The sequence below is a fragment of the Pseudoalteromonas sp. MTN2-4 genome (assembly GCF_042848605.1).
Lineage (GTDB): Bacteria > Pseudomonadota > Gammaproteobacteria > Enterobacterales > Alteromonadaceae > Pseudoalteromonas.
In genome coordinates, this window is the sequence record NZ_BTGK01000011.1 from 101,753 (window position 1) to 123,826 (window position 22,074).

26 protein-coding genes are annotated in these 22,074 nt (G+C 41.3%); 9 read left to right on the top strand and 17 right to left on the bottom strand.

Going from position 1 to position 22,074, the window contains the following annotated elements:
- Nucleotides 1–181: 181 nt before the first annotated feature.
- From ACGHEH_RS19485 to ACGHEH_RS19495, 3 genes are all read right to left on the bottom strand, one after another.
- A complete protein-coding gene (locus ACGHEH_RS19485; protein WP_083496476.1) occupies nucleotides 182–322 on the bottom strand; it encodes a DUF3149 domain-containing protein in 141 nt (46 codons plus the stop codon).
- A 134-nt stretch (nucleotides 323–456) separates the two neighbouring features.
- Nucleotides 457–903, bottom strand: coding sequence for a TIGR02444 family protein (locus ACGHEH_RS19490; RefSeq protein WP_390448804.1), 447 nt, complete (start codon nucleotides 901–903; stop codon nucleotides 457–459).
- The gene (locus tag ACGHEH_RS19495) at nucleotides 903–2,819 is read right to left on the bottom strand and encodes an ATP-binding cassette domain-containing protein (RefSeq protein WP_390448807.1); all 1,917 of its coding nucleotides are present in this window, start codon (nucleotides 2,817–2,819) and stop codon (nucleotides 903–905) included. The genes ACGHEH_RS19490 and ACGHEH_RS19495 overlap by 1 nt, the downstream gene beginning before the upstream one ends.
- A gap of 175 nt (nucleotides 2,820–2,994) precedes the next feature.
- On the opposite strand from ACGHEH_RS19495, the gene ACGHEH_RS19500 reads away from it, so the two are divergent.
- Nucleotides 2,995–3,195, top strand: coding sequence for a YheV family putative zinc ribbon protein (locus ACGHEH_RS19500; RefSeq protein ID WP_058028474.1), 201 nt, complete (start codon nucleotides 2,995–2,997; stop codon nucleotides 3,193–3,195).
- A 39-nt stretch (nucleotides 3,196–3,234) separates the two neighbouring features.
- Here the strand turns inward: ACGHEH_RS19500 and ACGHEH_RS19505 are convergent, their stop codons facing one another.
- Both ACGHEH_RS19505 and ACGHEH_RS19510 read right to left on the bottom strand, forming a co-directional pair.
- Nucleotides 3,235–3,447 (bottom strand): SlyX family protein, encoded by a 213-nt coding sequence (locus ACGHEH_RS19505; protein WP_058028475.1) that lies wholly within the window; start codon nucleotides 3,445–3,447, stop codon nucleotides 3,235–3,237.
- Nucleotides 3,444–4,433, bottom strand: coding sequence for a WD40 repeat domain-containing protein (locus ACGHEH_RS19510; RefSeq protein ID WP_390448811.1), 990 nt, complete (start codon nucleotides 4,431–4,433; stop codon nucleotides 3,444–3,446). The genes ACGHEH_RS19505 and ACGHEH_RS19510 overlap by 4 nt, the downstream gene beginning before the upstream one ends.
- Before the next feature lie 237 nt (nucleotides 4,434–4,670).
- Between ACGHEH_RS19510 and fkpA the strand changes: the two genes are divergently transcribed.
- A complete protein-coding gene (gene fkpA, locus ACGHEH_RS19515) occupies nucleotides 4,671–5,429 on the top strand; it encodes an FKBP-type peptidyl-prolyl cis-trans isomerase (protein WP_138483498.1) in 759 nt (252 codons plus the stop codon).
- 91 nt (nucleotides 5,430–5,520) lie between these two features.
- Here the strand turns inward: fkpA and rsd are convergent, their stop codons facing one another.
- A complete protein-coding gene (gene rsd / locus ACGHEH_RS19520) occupies nucleotides 5,521–5,991 on the bottom strand; it encodes a sigma D regulator (protein WP_390448814.1) in 471 nt (156 codons plus the stop codon).
- Nucleotides 5,992–6,450: 459 nt separating this feature from the next.
- Between rsd and hemE the strand changes: the two genes are divergently transcribed.
- The gene (hemE, locus tag ACGHEH_RS19525) at nucleotides 6,451–7,515 is read left to right on the top strand and encodes a uroporphyrinogen decarboxylase (protein WP_390448817.1); all 1,065 of its coding nucleotides are present in this window, start codon (nucleotides 6,451–6,453) and stop codon (nucleotides 7,513–7,515) included.
- An 88-nt stretch (nucleotides 7,516–7,603) separates the two neighbouring features.
- On the opposite strand, the gene mtnK is transcribed toward hemE, so the two are convergent.
- Nucleotides 7,604–8,806 (bottom strand): S-methyl-5-thioribose kinase, encoded by a 1,203-nt coding sequence (gene mtnK, locus ACGHEH_RS19530; RefSeq protein ID WP_390448819.1) that lies wholly within the window; start codon nucleotides 8,804–8,806, stop codon nucleotides 7,604–7,606.
- Nucleotides 8,807–8,925: 119 nt separating this feature from the next.
- Between mtnK and mtnA the strand changes: the two genes are divergently transcribed.
- Nucleotides 8,926–9,948: an S-methyl-5-thioribose-1-phosphate isomerase gene (mtnA, locus tag ACGHEH_RS19535; protein ID WP_390448822.1), complete on the top strand. Its 1,023-nt coding sequence runs from the start codon at nucleotides 8,926–8,928 to the stop codon at nucleotides 9,946–9,948.
- A 304-nt stretch (nucleotides 9,949–10,252) separates the two neighbouring features.
- Nucleotides 10,253–10,459, top strand: coding sequence for a hypothetical protein (locus tag ACGHEH_RS19540; RefSeq protein WP_390448825.1), 207 nt, complete (start codon nucleotides 10,253–10,255; stop codon nucleotides 10,457–10,459).
- A gap of 54 nt (nucleotides 10,460–10,513) precedes the next feature.
- Here the strand turns inward: ACGHEH_RS19540 and ACGHEH_RS19545 are convergent, their stop codons facing one another.
- The 4 genes from ACGHEH_RS19545 to ACGHEH_RS19560 form a co-directional block, all read right to left on the bottom strand.
- Nucleotides 10,514–12,706 (bottom strand): transcriptional regulator, encoded by a 2,193-nt coding sequence (locus ACGHEH_RS19545; RefSeq protein ID WP_390448828.1) that lies wholly within the window; start codon nucleotides 12,704–12,706, stop codon nucleotides 10,514–10,516.
- Between the two features lie 139 nt (nucleotides 12,707–12,845).
- Nucleotides 12,846–13,388 (bottom strand): acireductone dioxygenase, encoded by a 543-nt coding sequence (locus ACGHEH_RS19550; RefSeq protein ID WP_390448830.1) that lies wholly within the window; start codon nucleotides 13,386–13,388, stop codon nucleotides 12,846–12,848.
- Nucleotides 13,385–14,071, bottom strand: coding sequence for an acireductone synthase (gene mtnC, locus ACGHEH_RS19555; protein WP_390448833.1), 687 nt, complete (start codon nucleotides 14,069–14,071; stop codon nucleotides 13,385–13,387). The genes ACGHEH_RS19550 and mtnC overlap by 4 nt, the downstream gene beginning before the upstream one ends.
- Nucleotides 14,068–14,682, bottom strand: a complete 615-nt coding sequence (locus ACGHEH_RS19560; RefSeq protein WP_390448836.1) for a methylthioribulose 1-phosphate dehydratase — start codon at nucleotides 14,680–14,682, stop codon at nucleotides 14,068–14,070. Before ACGHEH_RS19560 ends, mtnC begins: the two co-directional genes overlap by 4 nt.
- A gap of 145 nt (nucleotides 14,683–14,827) precedes the next feature.
- Between ACGHEH_RS19560 and ACGHEH_RS19565 the strand changes: the two genes are divergently transcribed.
- Both ACGHEH_RS19565 and ACGHEH_RS19570 read left to right on the top strand, forming a co-directional pair.
- Nucleotides 14,828–15,922 (top strand): methionine aminotransferase, encoded by a 1,095-nt coding sequence (locus tag ACGHEH_RS19565; protein ID WP_390448899.1) that lies wholly within the window; start codon nucleotides 14,828–14,830, stop codon nucleotides 15,920–15,922.
- Complete coding sequence (locus ACGHEH_RS19570; protein ID WP_390448839.1) at nucleotides 15,910–16,698, top strand: amidohydrolase; 789 nt, start codon at nucleotides 15,910–15,912, stop codon at nucleotides 16,696–16,698. Before ACGHEH_RS19565 ends, ACGHEH_RS19570 begins: the two co-directional genes overlap by 13 nt.
- A gap of 101 nt (nucleotides 16,699–16,799) precedes the next feature.
- Here the strand turns inward: ACGHEH_RS19570 and ACGHEH_RS19575 are convergent, their stop codons facing one another.
- Nucleotides 16,800–17,273: a peroxiredoxin gene (locus tag ACGHEH_RS19575; protein ID WP_390448841.1), complete on the bottom strand. Its 474-nt coding sequence runs from the start codon at nucleotides 17,271–17,273 to the stop codon at nucleotides 16,800–16,802.
- Nucleotides 17,274–17,462: 189 nt separating this feature from the next.
- On the opposite strand from ACGHEH_RS19575, the gene ACGHEH_RS19580 reads away from it, so the two are divergent.
- The gene (locus ACGHEH_RS19580; RefSeq protein ID WP_390448844.1) at nucleotides 17,463–17,867 is read left to right on the top strand and encodes a hypothetical protein; all 405 of its coding nucleotides are present in this window, start codon (nucleotides 17,463–17,465) and stop codon (nucleotides 17,865–17,867) included.
- A gap of 295 nt (nucleotides 17,868–18,162) precedes the next feature.
- Here ACGHEH_RS19580 and ACGHEH_RS19585 read toward each other — a convergent pair whose 3' ends face one another.
- The 5 genes from ACGHEH_RS19585 to ACGHEH_RS19605 form a co-directional block, all read right to left on the bottom strand.
- Complete coding sequence (locus tag ACGHEH_RS19585) at nucleotides 18,163–18,879, bottom strand: helix-turn-helix domain-containing protein (protein ID WP_390448847.1); 717 nt, start codon at nucleotides 18,877–18,879, stop codon at nucleotides 18,163–18,165.
- Between the two features lie 112 nt (nucleotides 18,880–18,991).
- The gene (locus tag ACGHEH_RS19590) at nucleotides 18,992–20,089 is read right to left on the bottom strand and encodes an NAD(P)/FAD-dependent oxidoreductase (protein ID WP_390448850.1); all 1,098 of its coding nucleotides are present in this window, start codon (nucleotides 20,087–20,089) and stop codon (nucleotides 18,992–18,994) included.
- A gap of 63 nt (nucleotides 20,090–20,152) precedes the next feature.
- Nucleotides 20,153–20,371 (bottom strand): hypothetical protein, encoded by a 219-nt coding sequence (locus tag ACGHEH_RS19595; RefSeq protein WP_390448853.1) that lies wholly within the window; start codon nucleotides 20,369–20,371, stop codon nucleotides 20,153–20,155.
- 173 nt (nucleotides 20,372–20,544) lie between these two features.
- The gene (locus tag ACGHEH_RS19600; protein WP_390448855.1) at nucleotides 20,545–21,000 is read right to left on the bottom strand and encodes a PaaI family thioesterase; all 456 of its coding nucleotides are present in this window, start codon (nucleotides 20,998–21,000) and stop codon (nucleotides 20,545–20,547) included.
- A 28-nt stretch (nucleotides 21,001–21,028) separates the two neighbouring features.
- On the bottom strand, nucleotides 21,029–21,394 hold the full coding sequence (locus ACGHEH_RS19605; RefSeq protein ID WP_390448858.1) for an RNA-binding S4 domain-containing protein: 366 nt from the start codon (nucleotides 21,392–21,394) through the stop codon (nucleotides 21,029–21,031).
- A 333-nt stretch (nucleotides 21,395–21,727) separates the two neighbouring features.
- Here ACGHEH_RS19605 and ACGHEH_RS19610 point away from each other — a divergent pair, with 333 nt between their 5' ends.
- Entirely contained in the window at nucleotides 21,728–22,003 is a 276-nt protein-coding gene (locus tag ACGHEH_RS19610; RefSeq protein WP_390448861.1) for a hypothetical protein, read from the top strand.
- Nucleotides 22,004–22,074: the final 71 nt, after the last annotated feature.

A 22,074-nucleotide genomic window follows, 5' to 3' on the forward strand; every position in this document is an offset into this window, starting at 1 on the left:
ATAAAGCTGAGAATGGGTGAGAAAGTGCCGAATATAGTACACAATCTTTCTGCTTCACAAATAAAAAGCACCCGACTAACTAGGTTAGTAAGGTGCTTTGTGCGTCGTGCTTAATTCGTCTCTATCGGGGAACAAATGCCTTTATTTAAAGTGGGTCAAAGGCAAGACCACAAAAAACTATTTATTCAGGAGCTTCTGACTCGTTAATCTTCTTCATGAAGTAATAAACGTAGTAAGCGCATAGCACAATCACTGTGCCCAAGATACCAAATGACAGAAACAACACTGGGTCGCTAAAAAAATCTCTAAAGAATACGTTCATGGCCTTGGCCTCCTAATTACTCGATGAAGTAATCATAGGTGAGGGATGGCGGGCTTGATATGATCGAGATCAAGTTTGTTTTCTGATCAGCTTGGCTTAGGGTTAGAGCTTGATCTTGATCATGCTTTTCGTCTCTAAAGATACTGGAAAAGGCGGTTTTTATCTTGTTCTGATAAGTAAAGAGCGAGGTTGTCAGCGCCGCTGTTAACGCTGATTGAACTAGGGAGCGCGTTTAATAATAAGCTTTGCTGTAATTTCTCAAGGGCTAACTCATTTTCGAGCAATTGTTTGCGAATAACCGCATAGTCAGTGCGGTGCGCATGGTGTGTTTTTAGGTTTTTTCGGGTTAAGCGGTGTGGGTTTAGTAACTGAGCATCACTGAGCGCAGCGGCATTGTCGAGCGCTGAAAACTGAGTTGGTGTTAGTTGTAGCTTTAGACTGTCGAGGAATAACAGTAATAAGCATACGTTTACGTTTTTTTGCTGCTCGTCTTGTAGCTCGAGCAGCAGAGGTTGCACGCCATTTTTGCTATATATATCGCAGGCAAATTGCCAAAATGTATCGCACGTGAGTTTAGACATTAGGCGAGACTTGCCTCAAATGCAGCTTGCTTTTCTTCCATCTCTTCAAGTGCCATTAATAAGTCTTCTTCTATTTGGTTCACTTTTGGTGTTAATTCAGCTTGTTTGCCAAGCAGCTCGGTAAGCTTGGCTTTGTTTTCATCACTGTACAAATCGTTGTCGCCAAGCTGGTTTTCAACGTCAGATAACTGCTCTGAGAATTTATCTAGTTGCTTTTCAAGCTTATCGATTTCCTTCTTCAAAGGTTGAACTGACTTTCTGAACTCGGCTTCAAGACGTTTTACTTCTTTACGGTTACTGCTGGAATGCGATTTAACTTCGACTTGCTCTTTTTTGCTGTCGGCTTTATTGGCATTCAGTAACCATTGGTAATACTCATCTAAATCATAGCCAAATTGCGATACGCTGCCGTTATCTACCAGATAAAATTCATCGGCGGTATTTTTTAGCATGTGTCTATCATGCGATACCGTCACCATCGCGCCTTCAAAACCCTGTAGCGCCATAACAAGGGCATGACGCATTTCTAGGTCTAAGTGGTTGGTTGGCTCATCCAGTAATAGTAAGTTTGGCTTTTGGAATACCAACATGGCTAGAACTAAACGGGCTTTTTCGCCTCCTGAGAAGGGCGCTACAGGCTCTAAAGCGCGGTCACCGTTGAAGGCAAAGCCACCTAAAAAGTCACGTAAAGATTGTTCAGGTGCATCGGGGGCTAGGCGTTGTAAATGTGTCACAGCACTCGCTTGTAAATCTAGTGACTCAAGTTGATGCTGTGCGAAATAACCAATTTTCAATCCTTGATGCTGAAAGACTTCGCCAGATTGTGGCTGCAATTCGCCTGCAAGCAATTTGATCAGGGTTGATTTACCCGCACCATTGCGACCAAGTAGCGCAATGCGGCTACCAGGTACCAGATTAAGTTTGATTTGATGCAAGATGGTGATGTCGCCATAGCCTGCTTGTGCGTTATCTAGCGTCATTAATGGGTTTGGAAGTGCACTAGGTTCGGCAAATTCAAAATCGAATGGCGAATCAGCATGTGCCGGGGCAAGCTTTTCCATACGCTCTAGGGCTTTAACACGGCTCTGGGCTTGTTTTGCTTTACTGGCTTTGGCTTTAAAGCGGGTAATGAACTTTTCTAAGTGAGCAATTTGCTCTTGTTGCTTGTTGAACAAGGCTTGTTGCTGTGCCATGCGCTCTGCTTTTTGACGTTCGAACTGAGAGTAATGGCCTTTATAAACATTAATAAGGTTTCGATCGATATGCCAAATTTGGTCTACCACTGCATCTAAAAACTCGCGGTCGTGAGAGATCAGCACCAGTGTGCCGGTATATGCTCGTAAAAAGCGCTCTAACCAGTAAACGGCATCTAGATCTAAGTGGTTAGTAGGCTCATCGAGTAGCAGTAAATCTGCATCGCGAATAAGTGCTTGAGCAAGGTTTAAGCGCATGCGCCAACCACCTGAAAAGGCACTCACTGGGTTATCGATTTGCTCGTTGCTGAACCCTAGACCGTGTAAAAGTTCACCGGCTTTGGCCTCAATGCTGTAGCCTTTTAGATGTTCAATTTGCTGATGTATTTGCGCTTGTTTTGCGCCGTCATCGCTCGCTTCTGCGTCACGTAGTGCAATACGGCAGGCGTAATATTCAGGGTGACCTTGTAATACGTAATCTAGGGCACTGATCTCAAGCGCTGGGGTTTCTTGTTTTACCGAGGCAATAGACCAATCTTTTGGGAATTGAAACTCACCCGAATCTAACTGTAGTTCGCCCTTTAACAATGCAAACAAAGATGATTTACCACAGCCATTAGCGCCGACTAGGCCAACCTTGTGCTCTGGAAAAAGTGTTGCACTAGCGTTTTTAAGTAGGGTTTTGCCACCGCGAAGTAGCTCGATATCTGACAGTTGGATCATAGTGTTACAGCAACAATAAATAATGGGGCTATCATAGCATGAAGTGCTTTGTGGGGCTCAACTCTATCTTCCATTTGAAGGTCGGTATTATTTCTGCAAACAGAGTGAACGTGTTTCTTATAAATCGGGTATTGAGATAGAATAGAACATAACTTAATCGCGGGTCGAGACGAAGATGAAACAGAAGAAACGCTTTATTGCTGGGGCAGTATGTCCTGAGTGTAATAAGCAAGATGTCATGATGCTATATAAAGAGCATGATGTAGAAAAAGTAGAATGTGTTGAATGTGGTCATAAGATGACGCAACCAAAAGATGCGGTGCAAGCATCAACACGTCAATTTGAGCAAGTAATTGGTGTATTTAAGCCAGAGTAACACTGGCTTAAACGTATTTATTATTAACCAGATACTCGTTTAGTAATGCGGCGGTGGTGGCTCTTGATGCTGAGGCATTAACCCACTGTCACCTCCTTCTTTAATTTTTTGCGCTAATAACTCTAACTGGCGCTGCATTTTGGCTAAATGCTTTTGATGGGTGCGAAGTTCATCGTTCAGTGTTTCGATGGTATCGTCCTGAAAAGCAATTTTTGCTTCTAACTCCATCACGCGATTTTCTAATTCTGTCATTGTGTATCCAAATCGGTAAATATTTCTAGCAAACCACTTGAGCTCTCTGTGGTTAAACTGCGCTCGTTATCAGTAAAAGCAACATCAAATACCACCGCTGATTTAGGGCGGCTGCCCTCTCTCGGCTTTACTAAAAAGGTATCTAGTTGTTGGCCGTCATTTACCCGCCAAAGCGATAATTCGCGATTCGGTGAACCTGTGGCAATGAGTGTCGCACTTTCATTGAAGCGAACGGCGCTAAAGATTTTCTGGCGAGCAATATACTGTAATTGTGATACGAGATCACCTGAAGTGAGTTGCCAGACACTGGCTTTTTTTAAACTATCGGCGGTAAATGCGTATTGACCACTGGCATCTAAGGCGACTTTGGTGACGCGACTGGGATGATTAAAGCGATGAAGTACTTGTCCAGTTTTAGTGTCCCAAAAATAGGCGGTGTAATCATTACCGCCACTTAACGCGAAATGGCCGTTAGGTGATAGCGCAATGCTATTGATTTTTTCTTGATGACCGAGGAACTCTAAGCGTCTACCGTTGACTAAGTCGAGATGGACGATGACATTATCACTACGACCATACATTACATAGCGGCCTTGATTGCTAATGGCTATATCGCGGATCGTAGCTGTTTTTATTTGATAATAGCCTTGGTTTTTACCGGTTTGAATATTCCAAACGGCAAATGTATCGTTGGCGGCAGTCACAGCAAAGCTGTTGTCATAGGCGATGGCGAGCGAATGTACTAGGTTTTCGGGATCTGCAGAATGCTGCCATTGGTATCTTAAGCCATGACTTTGGTTGTCCCATAGGCTAACGCCATGCTCGACCGATGAAATCAAAGAGTATCGACCGTCTGCAGAAATTGCAGCTGCAAACGAGCCTCGAACAGCATGCTCTACAGTATGTGATGCTTGTTTTGCTGAAGGGGTACATGCCAGCAGCAAGGTACAGAGTATAGTAGTAAGAAAGAGTCGAATACTTTGCATAGTTTAGTTTTTTCCCTTAACGCTCTGTTTCACAAAGGGTACACTTGCGCTCATGTCCATATAATGGCGCTTTTTATTGATAGTAGCGCATCAAAGCCTGAAAGTCGCGTTGTTACGCTTGTATGACGATAACCGCATGAGGATTGGCATCTGAGCGGATGAATGATAATGTGGATACATAAATTTAACCTTTCAAGTAAATAGTAAAGGCCACAATAAGTGAGCCGGAGAAATAGAATGAAACAGACGATTAAACTGTCTTTAATTGCTGCGTCGGTATTGGCGCTAACTGCATGTAATCAAAAAGCAGAAGCTGAACAAAAGCCAGCAGAAGTAAAACTAGAAACAGAACTACAACAACAAGCTTATGGTATTGGTGCGTCTGTTGGTAACTTCTTACAAAAAGACCTTGCTGATAAAAAAGAGATCGGTGTAGAGCTTGACCAAGAACTTCTAATGCGTGGTTTTAAAGATGCATTAGCGGGTGAAGCAAAATTAGATGAAGCGAAAATTCGTGAAGTATTAACTGCGCTTGATACGACGGTTCGTGCTAAACAAGCTGAAAAAGCAGAAGCGTTAGCAAAAGAAAGCAAAGAAAAAGGCATTCAATACTTAGCTGACAACGCTAAGAAAGAAGGTGTAACAGTGACTGAGTCTGGCCTTCAATATGAAGTGATCACTCAAGGTGACGGTAAAAAGCCAGTTGCAACAGATGTAGTAAAAGTACATTACAAAGGTACTTTAATCGATGGTACTGAGTTCGATAGCTCATACTCTCGTAACGAGCCTGCGACATTTGGTCTTCAACAAGTAATTAAAGGCTGGACGGAAGGTCTTCAGTTAATGCACGAAGGTTCTAAGTTTAAATTCACGATTCCTTCAGAGCTTGCGTACGGTGAACGTGACCTTGGTAAGATCCCTGCAAACTCAACGCTAGTATTTGAAGTTGAGTTACTTGAGATCCAACAAGAGAAAAAAGCGGCAGCAGCTGAGTAATATGATTAATTAGGTCTTTATGCTAAAGGCTTAATAAAAAAGGGTTCCATTGGAACCCTTTTTTTTGTCTAAAGTTTATCTTAATTCTGTTCTAATCAGTATGATTCGCGTAGAAGTTTTCGATTAACTCATCTTCTAGTTCAAAGCGTAATTCTAAAATTTCACCCAGCTTAGATAAGTCAGTGTCAAAGTCCGCTAACATGTTATCCTGGGTTACTTCTGCATACTTGTCATTGAAATCAAGTGCGACATCAGTGGTTTCTGAGATGCGAGGATAAAGCGCACTAGCCAGAGCGACGCTCTTTGGGCCTTTTTCTTTACAGGCCTGTACTATGTTGTCGTACACTTCAAAATGACCAGCGGATAAATAATCCATCATGATCTGACAAAAGCATTGAATCTGCACTTGGTCAGGTAGTGCATGATCTTTTTTGTCATATGGTGCGAAACCAGCCAATTTACAAAACTGTAATAACAATTCCTGACGCTCAGTTAACCATGCATCGATAACGCTGTGACTACCACCCCATTTCTGTTGGGCTTCTTCAAATCTTGATAACATAGCGAACTCCTTTAGCGTGTTGTTTCCTCTATAAAAAGAAAATCTAGCTCAAAGGTCAACCATTTTTTTCATTATTTGTTCAGGTTTGCTTGTAAGTTGTTGAAATTAATCGGTTAAGATTTTTTGGTTGTGGGCATAAAAAAACCACCCGAAGGTGGTTTATCAATTGGTTTAGCAGTTTTTATTTTTATTAAAATTAAAAGTTATTTTTATTATTAAAGGTGTTTTGTTGTTATTTTTTTAACGCGGGGGAAGTTATACCAAGCTTTTTTTGTTGTTGCAAATAGTTTAACAAGATGTTTTTTAATTTTTTTGCTTGTCTTTCCATAAGTGGTTGAAGCGTTAGTGGTTTAATCTAGATCATGACAAATCACTTTGCTTGGGCGTTTAGATAGAGCCTACGCATAATTAGTGATACAATTTGCACAATTTTTTTAGGCTTTGGAATCGAGATACGCTATGAGCGAATTGAAAAACGATCGTTATTTACGTGCGTTAATGAAACAACCTGTTGATGTAACGCCAGTATGGATGATGCGTCAGGCTGGACGTTATTTACCAGAGTATCGCGCAACACGTGCGCAAGCTGGTGATTTTATGAGTTTGTGTAAAAACGCAGAATTGGCATGTGAAGTTACTTTACAACCACTTCGTCGTTACCCGTTAGACGCGGCAATTCTGTTTAGCGACATCTTAACTATTCCAGATGCAATGGGCTTAGGTCTGTATTTCGAAACTGGTGAAGGCCCTAAATTTGAACGCCCAATCAGCTCTTTAGCAGATGTTCAAAAGATCCCTAATATTGACCCGACTGACGAGCTTAGCTATGTAATGAATGCGGTAAGCACCATTCGTCGTGAGCTGAAAGGTGAAGTACCACTGATTGGTTTCTCTGGTTCTCCTTGGACGCTAGCTACTTATATGGTTGAAGGTGGTTCGAGCAAGACGTTTGGTAAGATTAAAAAGATGGCTTTTGCTGAGCCAAAAACACTACACCTATTGCTAGATAAAGTCGCTGATTCAGTAATTGATTATCTAAACGCGCAAGTAAAAGCAGGTGCACAATCGCTTATGATCTTTGACTCTTGGGGTGGCGTGTTAAGTCCACGTGATTATAAAGAGTTCTCACTGCAATACATGCACAAGATTGTTGATGGTCTAATTCGTGAAAACGACGGCCGTAAAGTGCCAGTAACCTTATTCACAAAGAATGGTGGCCAATGGATTGAAGCCATTGCAGCAACTGGCTGTGATGCGGTAGGCCTAGACTGGACGATTGATATTGGTGATGCACGTCGTCGTGTTGGTGATAAAGTGGCGCTTCAGGGCAACATGGATCCTGCAATGCTACACGGTACACCTGAGCGCATTCGTGAAGAAGTACAAAATATTCTAGCAAGCTATGGTGAAGGCTCTGGTCACGTATTCAATCTAGGTCATGGTATTACTCCTGACGTAGACCCTGAAAATGCAGGCGTATTTATCAACTCAGTACACGAGTTCAGTGGTCAATACCACAAGTAATAGCTACTGGCATAAGCTTTTAGAATTTGTATTAAAAAAGCCTTAACTTAATCGTTAAGGCTTTTTTATTTGTCAGTAAAATCGATTTTTACTGAACTAAACTTACAATCAGCTGGTAAGCCGACTCTTTGTTTTCACACTCTTCAGCATGCAAAATCAGTTGCTCACCCAGTAATAAGGTTTGCTTTTGTACTTGCAGACGAGCACTCTCATTTTCAATACCATCAATATCTACTACATGTGCAAGTCCTATGGTTCTGCGAATTAATTCAGTGCCAGCGTAACCCAATGCGTCTTGAATGATTTGCTCTACAAACTGTTGTGCATAACCAGGTGCTTGTAGTGCTAAATCGCGGGTATGTTGCGTTGCTAATGTTAACCAAATACTTTCAAAACCATTTAGGCATTGTTGTATTTGAGTCAATAGATAAAACTGCATTTGACGGCGCTTTGGTGTTTCTCTAATGCGACCATTTTGCGCGCAATAATTGAGCAGTAGGTTCCCTATGAACGAGCCTAAGTCGAAACCTATTGGGCCGAAAAAGCCAAACTCAGGGTCGATTAACTTGGTACTGATTTGATCTGCAAAAATGCTGCCTGTATGCACATCACCATGTAATAAGCTTTGTGGTGCAGAGAAGAATAGATGCTTTAACTGCGCTACTTGGCGAAGCAATTGAGGACTTTGTTGTAAACGCTGTACATCGGCTTGTAGCTCAACCGGATAATTATTGCGTTCAGATACTCGATAGGGGTCATCAAAGAACAAGTCTTCTGTGATTGAACATAGCTCAGGGTTTGTAAATTCTTGGACTAACGATTTTTTCTCCGCAGGCTTTAAATAGAAATCGGAGTAATAAAAACTGCTTGTTGCTAAATAAGTGGCCACATCAGCACCAAGTTTTGGATAGGATTTTGCTAGATTTAATTCGCTGCGCAAAATAGCCATATGACCCAAGTCTTCAAGTACAGTAATAGCAAGGTCATCGTTGGTGTGAAGTACTTTGGCAGTATGTTGCTCACATACTACTCCATGTTTTTTTAACACTGACGCTTCAATACGTGCTCTATCTAGGGTTAACGGCCAAGATTCTCCCACACAGCGTGCATAGGGTAAGGCTTGCTTAAGAATAATGCTGTTGCTATTTTGATCCGCAATGCGAAATACCAAATTTAAATTACCATCGCCAAACTCGTTACAAGTGAGTTGTGCGTTTGGTTCAAAAAACTCGCCAAGCTGCTCGATATAACTCAGGGCTTGTGCGTTATCAAAAGCAATATAGTCAGCCATACTCTTTTATCACTGTGAAGAACATAATTGCGGCATTCTATATTTTTAAATGTTTAGATGTCTATACTTCTTTGTGTCTTTGTGTAAAATCTAGCGGTTATCATTTTGGAGTGACTTACATGCAAAATTTGCTGGCGCGCAGCCTAAAATATCAAGATGGAAAACTATATGTTTTAGATCAGTACCTTCTGCCGCATGAGCAACATTGGCACCTGTGCAATAGTGTGTCTGAGATGCAAACATTAATTCTGTCGTTAAAAGTGCGCGGCGCGCCTTTAATTGGCTTGGCAGCCACTTTGTTGGTGGCACATTTGGCTGAGCAAGGCATGAGCCAAACTGATTTAGCCCAAGCGATCGATGAGTTAGAAGCCACGAGACCGACGGCTGTTAACTTAATGCACTGTATGAAGCAGATGCGTGATGCGCTAAAACAAACAGCCTTTGTCGATGCGTTAGTCACAGCAGCTGAGCGTTTATTTAACGAAGATGTTGCGCTATGTGATGCAATGGCGAAACTGGGCGCTGAGCTTGTGAAACCCGGCGAGCAAATTTTAACCCATTGTAATACTGGAGCTTTGGCGACAGCTGGTGTTGGCACAGCACTTGGGGTGATCTATCACGCGCATCAACAACACGGTGATATTCATGTCTGGGTAGATGAAACCAGACCCTTATTACAAGGTGGTCGTCTAACAACATTTGAGCTTGAAAGCTGGCAAATTCCATACACCTTAATTTGTGACAATATGGCAGCTAGCCTAATGGCGGCAGGCAAGGTAGATAAAATCTTTGTTGGTGCAGATCGTATTGCTGCAAACGGTGACTTTGCCAATAAAGTGGGGACTTACAACTTGGCGGTATTAGCGCATTTCCATGGCGTCGAATTTTATGTCGTTGCACCTACAACGACATTAGATGTTGATTGTCCCGATGGTCAACGTATCCCTATTGAACAACGTACAGCGACAGAGGTAACAGGCGTCAGTGGTAGCTTTGGTGATTGCCAATGGGCGCCAAATAATGCGCAAGTATTCAATCCTGGATTTGATATGACCCCAGCAAAGCTCGTAACGGGTTGGGTGCTCAATACTGGTTTATATGATCAAGCCCAAGTAGCTGCGGGTGCATTAAAAGCTCTGTAAGTAGAAATCTGATAATTGCGCCTTCTAATTAGCCTAAACTCGGTTTTCTTAGGTGTTTAATCTTTAATATTGAGCACCTAAACCTTCCCAAGTCATTCATTCCGCCTGCCAAAAAGAAGATGTTTTTTAATTTAAGGTTCTGTTATTTATAGATAAATTTCAATAACATCTTATCGTTTCTTTTATATGAGTTTGATAAGCGACTTCTTTTACATTCCTGAGTAAATTAGCTCTATCGCAGCAATCGATACACTTTGAATTGCTGCAGCAGACATAATGAAGATGTTTAATTAAGGAATGAGGAATGAAATTTAGCCCAATCATAATCGCGTTAATGTTATCAAGTTTACTAGAGTCATGTGCATTAGAAGAGCAAACAAGAGCGCAAAGTAATATAGATAACGTAGAGCAAGGTTTAACGCCCTCAATGAATACTAAGTTAGCTAATAGTGAACGTAATAGCTCAGCAGCCACTGAGCTATTCTTAACTACAATCGAGCGTGTGCAATAGTAATAGCTGTCCTCAAAATAGAATGCTTAATTAAGAGGGTTGGTAAAAACTAAGTTATGGTTTGGATGTCAGACTTAAAATCTCATTATCACTTTCACTCGGACTGCTGAACAAAAGATTGCCTTTTTGAGCTCTTATAGAAGATAGCCTGATTGGCTTGTCAATTTTTTCAGAGAGATCGACGAAAGGGCTTAATTCTGGTGAAGAGCCGAGTTTAAGTTTATAAACAAGACCTGCATCCTTTGCGAGATAGATGCCAGTTTCATCTACGGCGAGCTGAACATGGCTATTTATTTTGAAATCAGCATTTAACTCCGATATTGACAGCTGTAACTTAGTTTCATGTTTTACTACATCATATATGTAAACTTGATTTTTCAGATCAGTAAAGACAATCGTTTGGTTATCTAACCAGTCAAACAGGTATGGGTTAGATACATGGATAGGTGTTTTTTGTTTAAAGCGAGTGTCGTAAACAAAGAGAGTGCGGGTACCTGTTTCAGCATCTTGATTTAGCGCTACGACCCTATTCTTTCTTACTTTTAAACTGGTAAGTCTGCCTTCTAAAGGCAGTTTTAACTTAGGTTCAAAACTTGGTAAGTGGACGAGTTGATATCTTTGGCTTTGAAAGTCGCCAATAATAGCTTGTTTATGGTCAATGTCGGTGCTCATCAAGATAAAATGAGGGTCATCTAAACTTGGAATCTTTTGGTAGGCTTCATCAATGTATTTCACTATTTCGAAACGGCTCTGTTGCCAGTTATATAACGTTAAGGCGTGTGAGTTGTCATCGATTAAGTGTAATTTGTATTCAGTAATACTAGGTCTCGTGAATGCTGTTACTTTTTGAGTAAGAACATTATATTGGTAGGCGTCCGTATCAAAAATTGATGACGTTGCTAAAATGTGATTAGGATTGATTACAAATGCCTTATTAAGTCTCGGTAGTTTTAATTTCAAAGGCTCTAACAATTCAAATGAATCTAGTTTAAATTGGAAAAGTGTATTTTCTAAAAGCGACACCCATGATATTAAAGACAGTTGCTCATCATAGGTGACACCTCTGATTAGTGTATATAAATCAGCTATTTCTTGGATTTCATGGCCATTAGCACTGCCGATATATAACTTTATGCCATTGCCCGTAGCGCGTTGAAAAATGATCTTGTCCGGTTTTGTTGTCACCCCAACTAGGAAATCACCAGTTCCGATTTTACTGGGTGTTGTAATTCGAACTTCTAGTTGGTTTTTTTGATCGTATGCGTAAATAGCATCGGCATATGACCCATCTTGATAGGCTCTTTTATTATAAAACAACGTATCTTTTAATGAGAAAACTCGGCTTCCTTCATGAAGATCGGGTAGCTTTTCACAATTTATCAGCTTCTCAATAGTGGGTGAAGTTGACTCAAAGTTGCTGATAGACCAAATTCCACAATATGTCTGATCAACTAATCCTTCAAATGAAGTGCCATTCTGTTTTGAAAAGTAGAGTCGTTGGCTATTATCAGACCAGCCCTGCAACTTTATTTTTCCAAAGGGTAACTCAATGACTTTAATTCTTTCTTTTTCTAAATTTAAAATATGAATTTTGTTGTCTAGCCCAACGTTATAGCTTGGTATATTCTGATGTGCCAAATATTTATGGTTTGGCGAAAGTAACTCGTTAGTATGTGTTCCTTTATGCCAAGACAAAGAACGAGACGTGAATTCAATTGGCTCTGCATGAATCAAGTCAGCTTTTGATTGTGGTTCAGAATTTGTGTGAGGTTGATATAAAAAGGATAAGATTAAACCCACAATAGTGATACAAAGTAATACAACCAAATATTTGTTATTTTTCGATTTACTACTAGAGGTTGTAAGCGGTTTGCTATTGGCTGATAAAGGTTTTATGGGGCCAGTTGTTGCACTATTTGCTGTTATATTTTCAACAGGCAAGAACAGTGAGTAGCCTTTTCGATAGTGCGTTTTTATCGATAGACCCGGCTCGAGTTCTGATTTTAAGGTCTTCCTAAGATCAGAAATGGCGCGATTAATCGCATTATTATCAACAAACCCTTTTTGCCAAACTTGCTCTATAAGCTCTTGTCGCGTGATGATGCGTTCATTATTTAGAATAAAGTACTCGAGTAACTTAAATGATAGAGGATCAAGTTCTCTTTTTTGTGTGCCATCTGTAATGGATTGTGTTGCGAAGTCACAGTTCCAGGCGCCAATCTTGTAACGTGTCATTGTCGAACTCAAGTTCGTTTCCTTGCGATTTTGTTAATAGTGCTTTGTTGACAGGCGCAATTAAAAACTGAAATCACTGATATTTCAAGGGTGATACTGTTAATAAAAGTGAATAAGCCTCGCGAAGAGGCTTGATAGATTTTGAGATTGCTTAATCTAAAATAGGAAATTGTGTGGCTATGTTGCTGGCAGTGCTTTGTGCAACCCAACCCGCTTCGTTATTGAAAAAACGAATGGCGGTAAACTCAGGGGCGCTGCCCATATCGAACCAATGTTGAGTGTTTGCTGGTACAGAAATTAAATCACCTTGCTGGCATAACACTTGATAAACGCGCTCGTTTAAATGCAAACAAAATAGCCCCTTACCTTTCACAAAGAAGCGTACTTCATCTTCGCTGTGAGTATGCTCGAATAAAAACTTTTGTCTTAATTCGGCAGCATTAGGGTTGCCTTTGGCCAACGAGATAACGTCTACGGTTTGGTAGCCACCATCTTGTTGTATGCGAGCAATGTCATCCGCGTAGGCTGAAATAATATCTTCTTGTGTACTTTCGGCTGCAATTTCGGCATTTGCTTGCCATTGCTCGAATAACACGCCAGCCTTGTTTAACTCGGTTTGAATAGCTTTAAAGTCTGCGCTTTGGAAGATTGCTTGCGCAGGCTCATCATGACGGTAGATAGTTAAATTACTCATACAAATAACGCTTCATTAAATTGTGTAAAATCTTCGATAAATGGGTGTGTTTCGCTACGGGTTTGGTCATCGCGCCACAGCTGTAAGGTATGCATACCCGCAGCTTTGGCCGCGTCTAATTCTGCTAACACATCGCTTAAAAATACCACTTCATTAGCCGAAAAAGGGAGCTGCGCCAAGATATTTTCATAAGACGTTTGCTCTTTTTTACCACCGACTTTGGTGTCGTAATAGCCACTGAATAACGGACGAATATCGCCAAAATCAGAGTGTTCAAATAACAAGTGTTGAGCTTTTACTGAACCCGATGAATACACATACAACTCACGGCCAGCGGCTTTTTGCTCAGCAAGAAACTGTTGTGCGTCTGGGTAGATGTGGCCGGTAAAGTCACCTTGTTGGTAACCCGTTTGCCAGATCAAACCTTGCAGTTGTTTAAGTGGCGTGATTTTTTTATCTTCGGCGATCCAACCAAGTAGGGCATCAATGACTGTGCTCAATGGCGCGTCAGGCTGTGCTATTTCGGTTTTTACCGTCTGTATTTGCTCTTCGACTTCTGGTTTGTCTTGGTTTTGCTCGATAAATTGCGCAAGGTGCTGAGCTGCGTAGGGGAACAGAATGTCTTTCACAAATGAAATACGAGTTATGGTGCCTTCAATATCGGTGATGATGGCTTTGATCATAGAGCTGACTCCAATTTAATGCGTTCTAATTCACAGGCGAATAAAAACTCTAGCCCTTCAATATGGCGACGGGTTTCTGCCACGCTATTACCCATGGCATATAAACCATGACCGCGGATCAACACGCCATGCACGACTGGCTCCGATTGATGACGCTGTGCGACAAGCTCAGCCAGTCTGTCGATGTCTTGATCATTGTCGAAAATGGCAATCTTTAGTGTGTTTTCATGGCTGCTAATACCGCGTAACGACTTTTGCATCTCATAGCCTTGTATATACAAGGAGTCACCTTTAATAAAACGTGATAGCACAGTGGCCGCTACTGAGTGAGTATGCAGTACACATTGAGTATCAGGCTGAAGTTGATACAGCTTTAAATGCAGGGCTGTTTCGGCCGAAGGCTTACCATTACCTACGGTAATTTCGCCTTGTTGATTAAGTTCTAAGAAATGCTCAGGTGCTAAGTGGCCTTTATCGTAACCACTGGCAGTCACAACAAATCCAGTTTCTGTTTTAATTGAGAAGTTTCCACCAGTCGCGGGTACCCAACCTTTTTGGCTTACCCAACGACCAGCTTCTATCAGTGCGCTTTTTGCGGCATTATTCTGCATAATAAAGAATCTCAATAATAATTTTAGACGGCTATACATCTATTTTTGGCAATGATAGCATCGCTCGTGCGAAAGCACCATCAACAAAAAAGGGGCCCTTGTGCAAAGTAAATTACCTAATTTAGGCGTGAGTATATTCTCGCAAATGACTGGTTTGGCTAATCAGTATCAAGCACTGAATTTATCTCAGGGTTTTCCTGAATTTGACGCACCGACGCTGTTAAAAGAGCGACTGGCGCATTACAGTCAAAGTGGTTTTAACCAATATGCGCCATCGAGTGGTGTACCTGCTTTACAACAGCAAATCGCGCAATTGGTTGAGCGCAAGTATGGCCTGACGATAAATGCAGAGCACTCTGTTACGGTGACATCGGGTGCAACCGAAGCCTTATATGTGGCTATTCAGGCATTAGTTAGTCCTGAAGATGAAGTGATTGTGTTTGACCCAGCTTACGACTCTTATAAGCCAGCGATTGAGCTGGCAGGTGGTAAAACCGTGCATATCGCGCTAACTGCACCAGATTATAAAGTGGATTGGCAGCAAGTTGCTGAGGCAATTACAGATAAAACCAAAGCCATTATTATCAACACCCCACATAACCCAAGTACTAAGACGTTAAAGCAAACAGATATTGAGGCATTAAAACGTTTACTCGAGCAGCATGACTTATATTTGATCAGCGATGAAGTGTACGAGCATATTTGCTTTGATGGGCAAGCGCATTTAAGTGCTTTACGTGATGAACGTTTATTTGCTCGCAGTTTTGTGGTGTCGAGTTTTGGTAAAACATTCCATTGCACAGGTTGGAAAATGGGTTATTGCGTGGCACCAGCGGCATTGATGACTGAGTTTCGTAAAATCCACCAATATGTGAACTTCTCGAGTTTTACGCCAGCACAGTTAGCTATCGCCGACGCGATGGCCGAGCAGCCTGAGCACATTGACGAGTTAAGCGTGTTTTATCAGCAAAAGCGCGACCTGTTAATCGAAGCGCTCGCACAGAGTCGTTTTAAAATTTTGCCAAGCGAAGGCACTTATTTCTTATTACTCGACTACAGCGATATTTCTGAGTTAGACGATGTGGCCTTTTGCGAATACCTTGTCAAAGAAGTGGGCGTTGCTGCGATCCCATTAAGTGTATTTTATAACCAAGCACCGAATGACAAAGTGATCCGTTTGTGTTTTGCCAAAGAAGACTCAACATTGATTGCAGCTGCGGAGAAATTATGTCAGCTATAAACTCAGAAACCTTAAAAGTTGCCTTAGTGCAAAGCGATATTGTTTGGTTACAGCCGCAGCAAAATCTAGACAACCTAACGATGCAATTGCAGCACATTGAGCCGGTTGATTTAATTCTTTTACCTGAAACCTTTGCCACAGGGTTTGCGATTAACTTAGCTTCTGCAGAAGCTGAGCGAGGGCCTGTTTTTAACTGGATGCAAACGCAAGCCACAGCACACAATGCGGTGGTTGCTGGCTCTGTACTGGTTGAGCAACAAGGCAAGAAAGCCAATCGCTTTTATTGGTGCAGGCCTGATGGCAGCTTTGAGTTTTATGATAAGCGCCATTTATTTTGCCTAGGCAAAGAAGGTGACTATGTACGTGCTGGTGATAGCCGTAAAGTCTTCACAATTAATGGTTTTAGATTGTTACCGCAGATTTGTTATGACTTACGCTTCCCGGTGTTTCAGCGTAACCGTAACGACTATGATGTGATGGTTAATGTCGCTAACTGGCCTGCGGCGAGACGCCGTATTTGGGATACCTTGTTACAAGCTCGCGCCATTGAAAACCAATGTTATGTGTTAGCCAGTAACCGTGTAGGTGATGATGGAAATGGCGTTGCGCATAATGGCGGAACGGCTGCCTATGATTTTGTTGGTGAAGCTTTGGCTCAGGGTGAAGATAACAAGCTTGGGGTTGTGATCACAGAACTTAACAAAGAGAAGCTTGAGCAATTTAGAAAAAGCTTTCCAGCCCACCTAGATGCGGATGATTTCTCGATTAATTTTTAGATATTAACCGGCTAATTAACCGAAGCTCTGGTTAATCAAATAAAAATGGGCGCGTGAATACGTGCCCATTTTTATTACTCATTTTTTCTACTCAAGATGTATTACAGCTTTTCTAAAATAGATTCCGCTTTTGATACTTCAAATTCACCAGCCGCTTCTACTGCAAGCTCAGTAACCACGCCATTTTCGATGATCATGGCATAACGCTGTGAACGCACGCCGCCAAAGCTGCCTGTTTCTTTATCTAGACCGATGGCTTTAGTGAATGCCGCATCGCCATCACCTAACATCATTAATTCGCTAGCATTATGTGCTTCACCCCAAGTTTTCATTACAAAAGCATCGTTAACAGACACACAGGCAATAATATCAACGCCTTTTGCTTTGATTTGATCTGCAAGTACCACATAACCAGGTAGGTGGGCGGCAGAGCAAGTAGGTGTGAAAGCACCAGGGACTGCAAATAAAACCACTTTTTTATCTGCAAATAATTCAGTCACTTGGTGGTTTTTCATGCCATCAGCTGTCAGTTCGGTTAGTACAACATTTGGTAGGGCTTGGCCTTGTTCGATCATGTTATTTCTCTCAATAAAATTAGTTTTACAGAGTGTAGCTTTAAATTTGCGAGAGAAACACCGAGAAAGTGTAAGGTTTATTTGGTATTTAATTAATGTAAATAAAGTGTTTATTTATGTTTTTCTTGGTGGTAGGTTATTCTTTGCTCATTATTGAGTGAAATTAAAATATTAATAAGGACAATTAAAATGAAAAAACTAATCGCTTTGATGGCGCTTGTAGCAGGCCTATTCTCAGTTAACTCTTACGCCAACTCTGTATCATGCTATGTAGATACAATGAAGTACGATAACTATACGCAAAACCGTTGTTGGGGTGCTGAGTCAAACCCGCAGTTCTCACCTAAAGTTGCTTTTAAGGTGAATACTTCTAAGGAAGTTGCTCGAGTAGATTGGACGTTCAGCGGTATTTATGACCGTTCAAGTGCGAGTAAGTGTACGGGCACGACATGTGTGGTAGATGTATTCAAAATCGAAGAAGGTTACATGAAGGCATGTGTAGATAAGATCTATTATAAAGATTACACATGGGCTGATGTAAACTGGTGTGCGACGGCTGATTATATGTATTCACGTTCAGGTGTGTGGAACTAATACGTTGCTCAGATGATGTAAAAGCAAGTGCCATAGTTATGGCACTTGTATCAGGTCTACATCTTATTTAATGCATACACCATCGCCTCTGCGACAGCCTTTGATGACTGAAAGTTAGTACCAGTTATTATTCTTCCATCAACTTCAACATAAGATTGATTACGTTCACCATATTTAAATGCGCCACCTCTTTGCTTTATGAGTGTTTCTATTTCAAAAAGAAATTCTTGATAATAAGCGGCATCAGTTTTTTCAAAAGCAATAGGGTAATCGTTTCTTCAAAGAAGTATAAAAACTAACGGCTGTGACGCGAAAGTTTAGGTTCAATGATAAGTAGCACTAAGCCTGCAATTGTACTCAGTAAGCCGAAGAATTGCATCAGTACATTTCCTAGTCGGGTTTGCTCTCTCTCTGAAGTAAGGACCTGTCTATAAAGTCTTCTATTTTCCCCTTCTGAAGTTGTAAATAGTACTCCTTGATAGGTATAGGTGAGTATGATCTTGATAGATTCTCTTTTGCGTATTTCTCGCGCTTTAATTTCTCTTTGTTCAGGAGTGTCGGTAAATTGATGCCAAATAGAGAAAATATCTTCGGGCTCGCCTGCTAGTACAACGCCTTCAGAGCGATATTCATATAAACGTTCTGGTAAGAGAATTTTTTGAAAACCGACATAAAAGACAGCGACACCTAGTGCAATTAAAAGCATGGCGCTATAAAGCAATGTACGCTGCTTATGCTCAGAAGTGACTTGTTGTGAGGCGTACCAGCCATCTAGGTCGGGGATCTGTCTTAGCGATGCCATATTGCCTTTGTCTTTTAGACCCGACATAAATGCATCGACATCCATTGATAGCGCACTGAGCAGTTGCCTAAAAACCTCATTAGAGGGAGTAGATTTATCATTCTCAAGTTTTGATAAATAACTTTGCTCTACCTGCATACGTTCAGCAAACTGGGGTTGGCTTAATTCCATATCTGTACGCAGCTGTTTGATATATTGTCCGAGTGTCATAACCGATTCCTGTTGTTGTGGTAATTGACGCCTTATTCTTGGTAATTCATCCATAAATACCAACATGAATATTTAGGAATGTTTATGAATATTATGCTTTTTTATTTTAATTTTAGGTTTGCAGCACGTTTTTGATATGTTTTGCAATGGCCATGCTGGCTGTGAGTCCGGGGGACTCAATACCAAATAAATTCACCAGACCCGTTATACCATGTTGCAGCTCGGTTTGAATGACGAAATCTTGTTGGCCGCTTAAAGTGAGCTTAGGGCGAATGCCTGCATAATCAATATGTAGCTTGGTTTCGTCCAAGTTGGGCCAGTAGCGTTTTATCGCCGATACAAATTTGGCTTTTTGTGTTACGTCAGTTTGATAATTCAGGCTATCGATAAATTCAGTATCAGGGCCAAACTTGAGTTGATTAGCCATATCCAAGGTTGCATGGATCCCAAGGCCATGTTGTTCAGGTATGGGATAAATAAGGTGCTTAAATGGGTGTTTACCCTGATAGGTAAAATATTGGCCTCGGCAGTAATGCAGCTCAGGTATTAAATCGTGATTGGTACCTTCGATATTGCGAGCAACATCTTGTGCAAATAGCCCTGCGGTATTGATGAGGTTTTTACAGTGTAACTGCATCTCTTCGCCATCACAGTGTAAATAGACCACAAATCCATTTTCACTCGGTACGGCTTTCACAAAGCGTGTGTTTGCAATATATAGGCTCTGATTTTGCTCAATCTGTGTGATGAAAGAGTTCATCAACTGATGACTATCAATAATGCCTGTAGAAGGCGAGTAGAGTGCTTCGCTGAAGTGAAGGTCTGGCGCATAGTGGTGCTGTGCTTGTTTAGAAAGCCAGACTAAATCATCAACGCCATTGTTAAGTGCTTGTAGGCGTATGGCTTCGAGCTTCTCTGCTTCATCATGGTTTTGTGCAATTAATACTTTACCTATAGGTTTGAAGGGCACATGAAATGCTTGGCAGTGTTTATAAAGGTGTGCTTTACCTTGTACACAAAGCGACGCTTTTAAACTATTTTCAGGGTAATAAATACCGGCATGAATGACTTCGCTATTACGGCTTGATGTATGCTCGCCAAAGTGGGTGTTTTGCTCAATTACTAATACATTTTGTGATTGACTGAGTTCAGCTCCGATTGCTAAACCAATGACCCCCGCGCCAATTACTAAGGTTTCTACTTTGTCCAAAACATCATGCCCTTAACCTAATATGTCATGAGTTTAACAAGCAGAGCGATGCGTTGTCAGTGATTAGTGCTCTTCATTTTTCATCAGTAAAATGGTGAGGTAAATCTTAGTGGGTAATGAGCAAATTAAGCCTATCACAATGCAAGACGCGCCTATGATAAAGCCAAGAGGCCCTAAATGGGTTAACCATTCTTTACTGATAATAAAGTGGCCTGTCACGATGAGGATTAAACCAATCACGATGAAGACTTTTAGCAGTTTTATTTGTTCTTTAGCGGTCACAACTGGGCTCCAAATACATATTCCACTAAGGAGATACTTAGAGCCTAACTTGTAAAAAAGAAGTGCGCGATAAACTACTCTATATATTATTGTGCTAAATCAAATAAAGAATATTAAACAAGTCATGTGTTGCTGAAATGGCTAAATGACGCTTTAAATAACCTGAGCTTTGGTTAAATAGGCAACTTGTTGGCGCGCTCAATAACTGCTGCTGTCATACGTGAAATACAGCACAATTCGCCTTTTGCATTGGTGATTTTAACTTCCCATACTGAGGTACGTTTACCCAAATGTAGCGGTTTCGCTATGGCCGTTAAGGTACCGTTACGCGACGCCTTGAGGTGATTAGCGTTGATCTCTTGGCCGACACAATAAAATTGTTCAAAATCGACGGCAAAATTAGCGGCGTAACTGGCAACGGTTTCTGCAAGGGCGACATTTGCACCGCCATGCACCATACCGATTGAATTATGATGACCGGCTGTTGCAGGCATGGTGGCAACTAGGTAGTCATCACCAATTTCAGAAATTTCGATCCCTAAGGTTTTCATTAGGGAGCCTTTGCCATGTAAACCCGCATCGAGTTTTTGGCAGAGCTCAAGTGTGATTGGGTGATACCAAATGGCCATCTTAACTTACCTTCTTATCGAGAGTTGGTTAACCAAAAGAGATAGGACGGCGACCTGTATCGCTGTCTTTTTTGTTCTTACGGCTACGACTACGTTTGCGTTTAGTGGGGGCTTCTTCTATTGGCGGTGTAGGCTCTGACTTTACTGCAGGTGTAACACCCTCAGCTAAGGTTAGTAAAAAATCTTCACCATTAAAATGAAGGCTGTCACCTGAGTACATTTTTTTTCGCTTAACTGTGCATAGTTCCATGTTAACGCCTACGTAGCCATCGGCGATCAACTGTTTTGCTTGCCCACCTGTTTCGGCTAAATCTAGCACTTTTAGTAGGTTACATAGCTCTATAGGTTCTTCTTCTAGTTCAATTTCAATGTATTCAGGTTCGTATTCAGACATATTGCTAACCTTAAAAGTCGTCTTTGCGACAGTATAATACCAATCCTCAATAATACTTAATCATTTTGAGGGACTAAAGCTGCTGCTAACCTCGTTAAAAATCTCTCATTTAGAACAACTAAACAGCAAAATTCTTGCCTCGTTATCGACAAGCTTTCCTTGCCTCAAAATAGATCACTTAATTAAGAAGATTGGTATAACGCTTCGCTGGTTCGAATGACGAATTTTTTTCGCAAGCCATTCGGTCTTAAGTTTTATTGCGCTTGTCATTTTTCTGCAGTAAATAACAGGTAACTTGCGCATCGCTTTTAAACAGTTAGGAGTAGGGTGAGCATGGGCGTAAGAAGTCAGCTAAGACGTGAATTAATGAACCTAGATGCTAACGGGCTAATGACCGCAGATGATGTCAGAGAGCATTTGATGAAATCTAAAGCGCTCGTTCGTCAAACCGGCCTAAGTTTGGTGGCACGATTTAATGCCCACCACAATAAAGTGTTGGCAGGATTACCAAGTCATGAAAAGGGTCTGGAGCATCAACAGCATAAATTGTTTAAAGAAGTCTTATATCCGCGTAACTCAGTTCAGACTTGGCTTTCAAAGGTACATTAAGTAAAAGTAATTGTTAGGGCGGTTAAGTCGCAGCAATTGACAGTATATAGGCATGTTATGTATGCTGAGCT

What these genes read in the sequence shown, in the direction of transcription:
- ACGHEH_RS19575 (WP_390448841.1), bottom strand. Translation starts at nt 17,273, where the DNA reads ATGATCGAACAAGGCCAAGCCCTACCAAATGTTGTACTAACCGAACTG.
- ACGHEH_RS19580 (WP_390448844.1), top strand. Translation starts at nt 17,463, where the DNA reads ATGAAAAAACTAATCGCTTTGATGGCGCTTGTAGCAGGCCTATTCTCA.
- hemE (WP_390448817.1), top strand. Translation starts at nt 6,451, where the DNA reads ATGAGCGAATTGAAAAACGATCGTTATTTACGTGCGTTAATGAAACAA.
- ACGHEH_RS19570 (WP_390448839.1), top strand. Translation starts at nt 15,910, where the DNA reads ATGTCAGCTATAAACTCAGAAACCTTAAAAGTTGCCTTAGTGCAAAGC.
- ACGHEH_RS19510 (WP_390448811.1), bottom strand. Translation starts at nt 4,433, where the DNA reads ATGCAAAGTATTCGACTCTTTCTTACTACTATACTCTGTACCTTGCTG.
- mtnK (WP_390448819.1), bottom strand. Translation starts at nt 8,806, where the DNA reads ATGGCTGACTATATTGCTTTTGATAACGCACAAGCCCTGAGTTATATC.
- ACGHEH_RS19565 (WP_390448899.1), top strand. Translation starts at nt 14,828, where the DNA reads ATGACTGGTTTGGCTAATCAGTATCAAGCACTGAATTTATCTCAGGGT.
- ACGHEH_RS19560 (WP_390448836.1), bottom strand. Translation starts at nt 14,682, where the DNA reads ATGCAGAATAATGCCGCAAAAAGCGCACTGATAGAAGCTGGTCGTTGG.
- ACGHEH_RS19500 (WP_058028474.1), top strand. Translation starts at nt 2,995, where the DNA reads ATGAAACAGAAGAAACGCTTTATTGCTGGGGCAGTATGTCCTGAGTGT.
- ACGHEH_RS19585 (WP_390448847.1), bottom strand. Translation starts at nt 18,879, where the DNA reads ATGACACTCGGACAATATATCAAACAGCTGCGTACAGATATGGAATTA.
- ACGHEH_RS19540 (WP_390448825.1), top strand. Translation starts at nt 10,253, where the DNA reads ATGAAATTTAGCCCAATCATAATCGCGTTAATGTTATCAAGTTTACTA.
- ACGHEH_RS19485 (WP_083496476.1), bottom strand. Translation starts at nt 322, where the DNA reads ATGAACGTATTCTTTAGAGATTTTTTTAGCGACCCAGTGTTGTTTCTG.
- ACGHEH_RS19495 (WP_390448807.1), bottom strand. Translation starts at nt 2,819, where the DNA reads ATGATCCAACTGTCAGATATCGAGCTACTTCGCGGTGGCAAAACCCTA.
- mtnA (WP_390448822.1), top strand. Translation starts at nt 8,926, where the DNA reads ATGCAAAATTTGCTGGCGCGCAGCCTAAAATATCAAGATGGAAAACTA.
- ACGHEH_RS19505 (WP_058028475.1), bottom strand. Translation starts at nt 3,447, where the DNA reads ATGACAGAATTAGAAAATCGCGTGATGGAGTTAGAAGCAAAAATTGCT.
- ACGHEH_RS19550 (WP_390448830.1), bottom strand. Translation starts at nt 13,388, where the DNA reads ATGAGTAATTTAACTATCTACCGTCATGATGAGCCTGCGCAAGCAATC.
- rsd (WP_390448814.1), bottom strand. Translation starts at nt 5,991, where the DNA reads ATGTTATCAAGATTTGAAGAAGCCCAACAGAAATGGGGTGGTAGTCAC.
- fkpA (WP_138483498.1), top strand. Translation starts at nt 4,671, where the DNA reads ATGAAACAGACGATTAAACTGTCTTTAATTGCTGCGTCGGTATTGGCG.
- ACGHEH_RS19605 (WP_390448858.1), bottom strand. Translation starts at nt 21,394, where the DNA reads ATGTCTGAATACGAACCTGAATACATTGAAATTGAACTAGAAGAAGAA.
- ACGHEH_RS19490 (WP_390448804.1), bottom strand. Translation starts at nt 903, where the DNA reads ATGTCTAAACTCACGTGCGATACATTTTGGCAATTTGCCTGCGATATA.
- mtnC (WP_390448833.1), bottom strand. Translation starts at nt 14,071, where the DNA reads ATGATCAAAGCCATCATCACCGATATTGAAGGCACCATAACTCGTATT.
- ACGHEH_RS19600 (WP_390448855.1), bottom strand. Translation starts at nt 21,000, where the DNA reads ATGGCCATTTGGTATCACCCAATCACACTTGAGCTCTGCCAAAAACTC.
- ACGHEH_RS19610 (WP_390448861.1), top strand. Translation starts at nt 21,728, where the DNA reads ATGGGCGTAAGAAGTCAGCTAAGACGTGAATTAATGAACCTAGATGCT.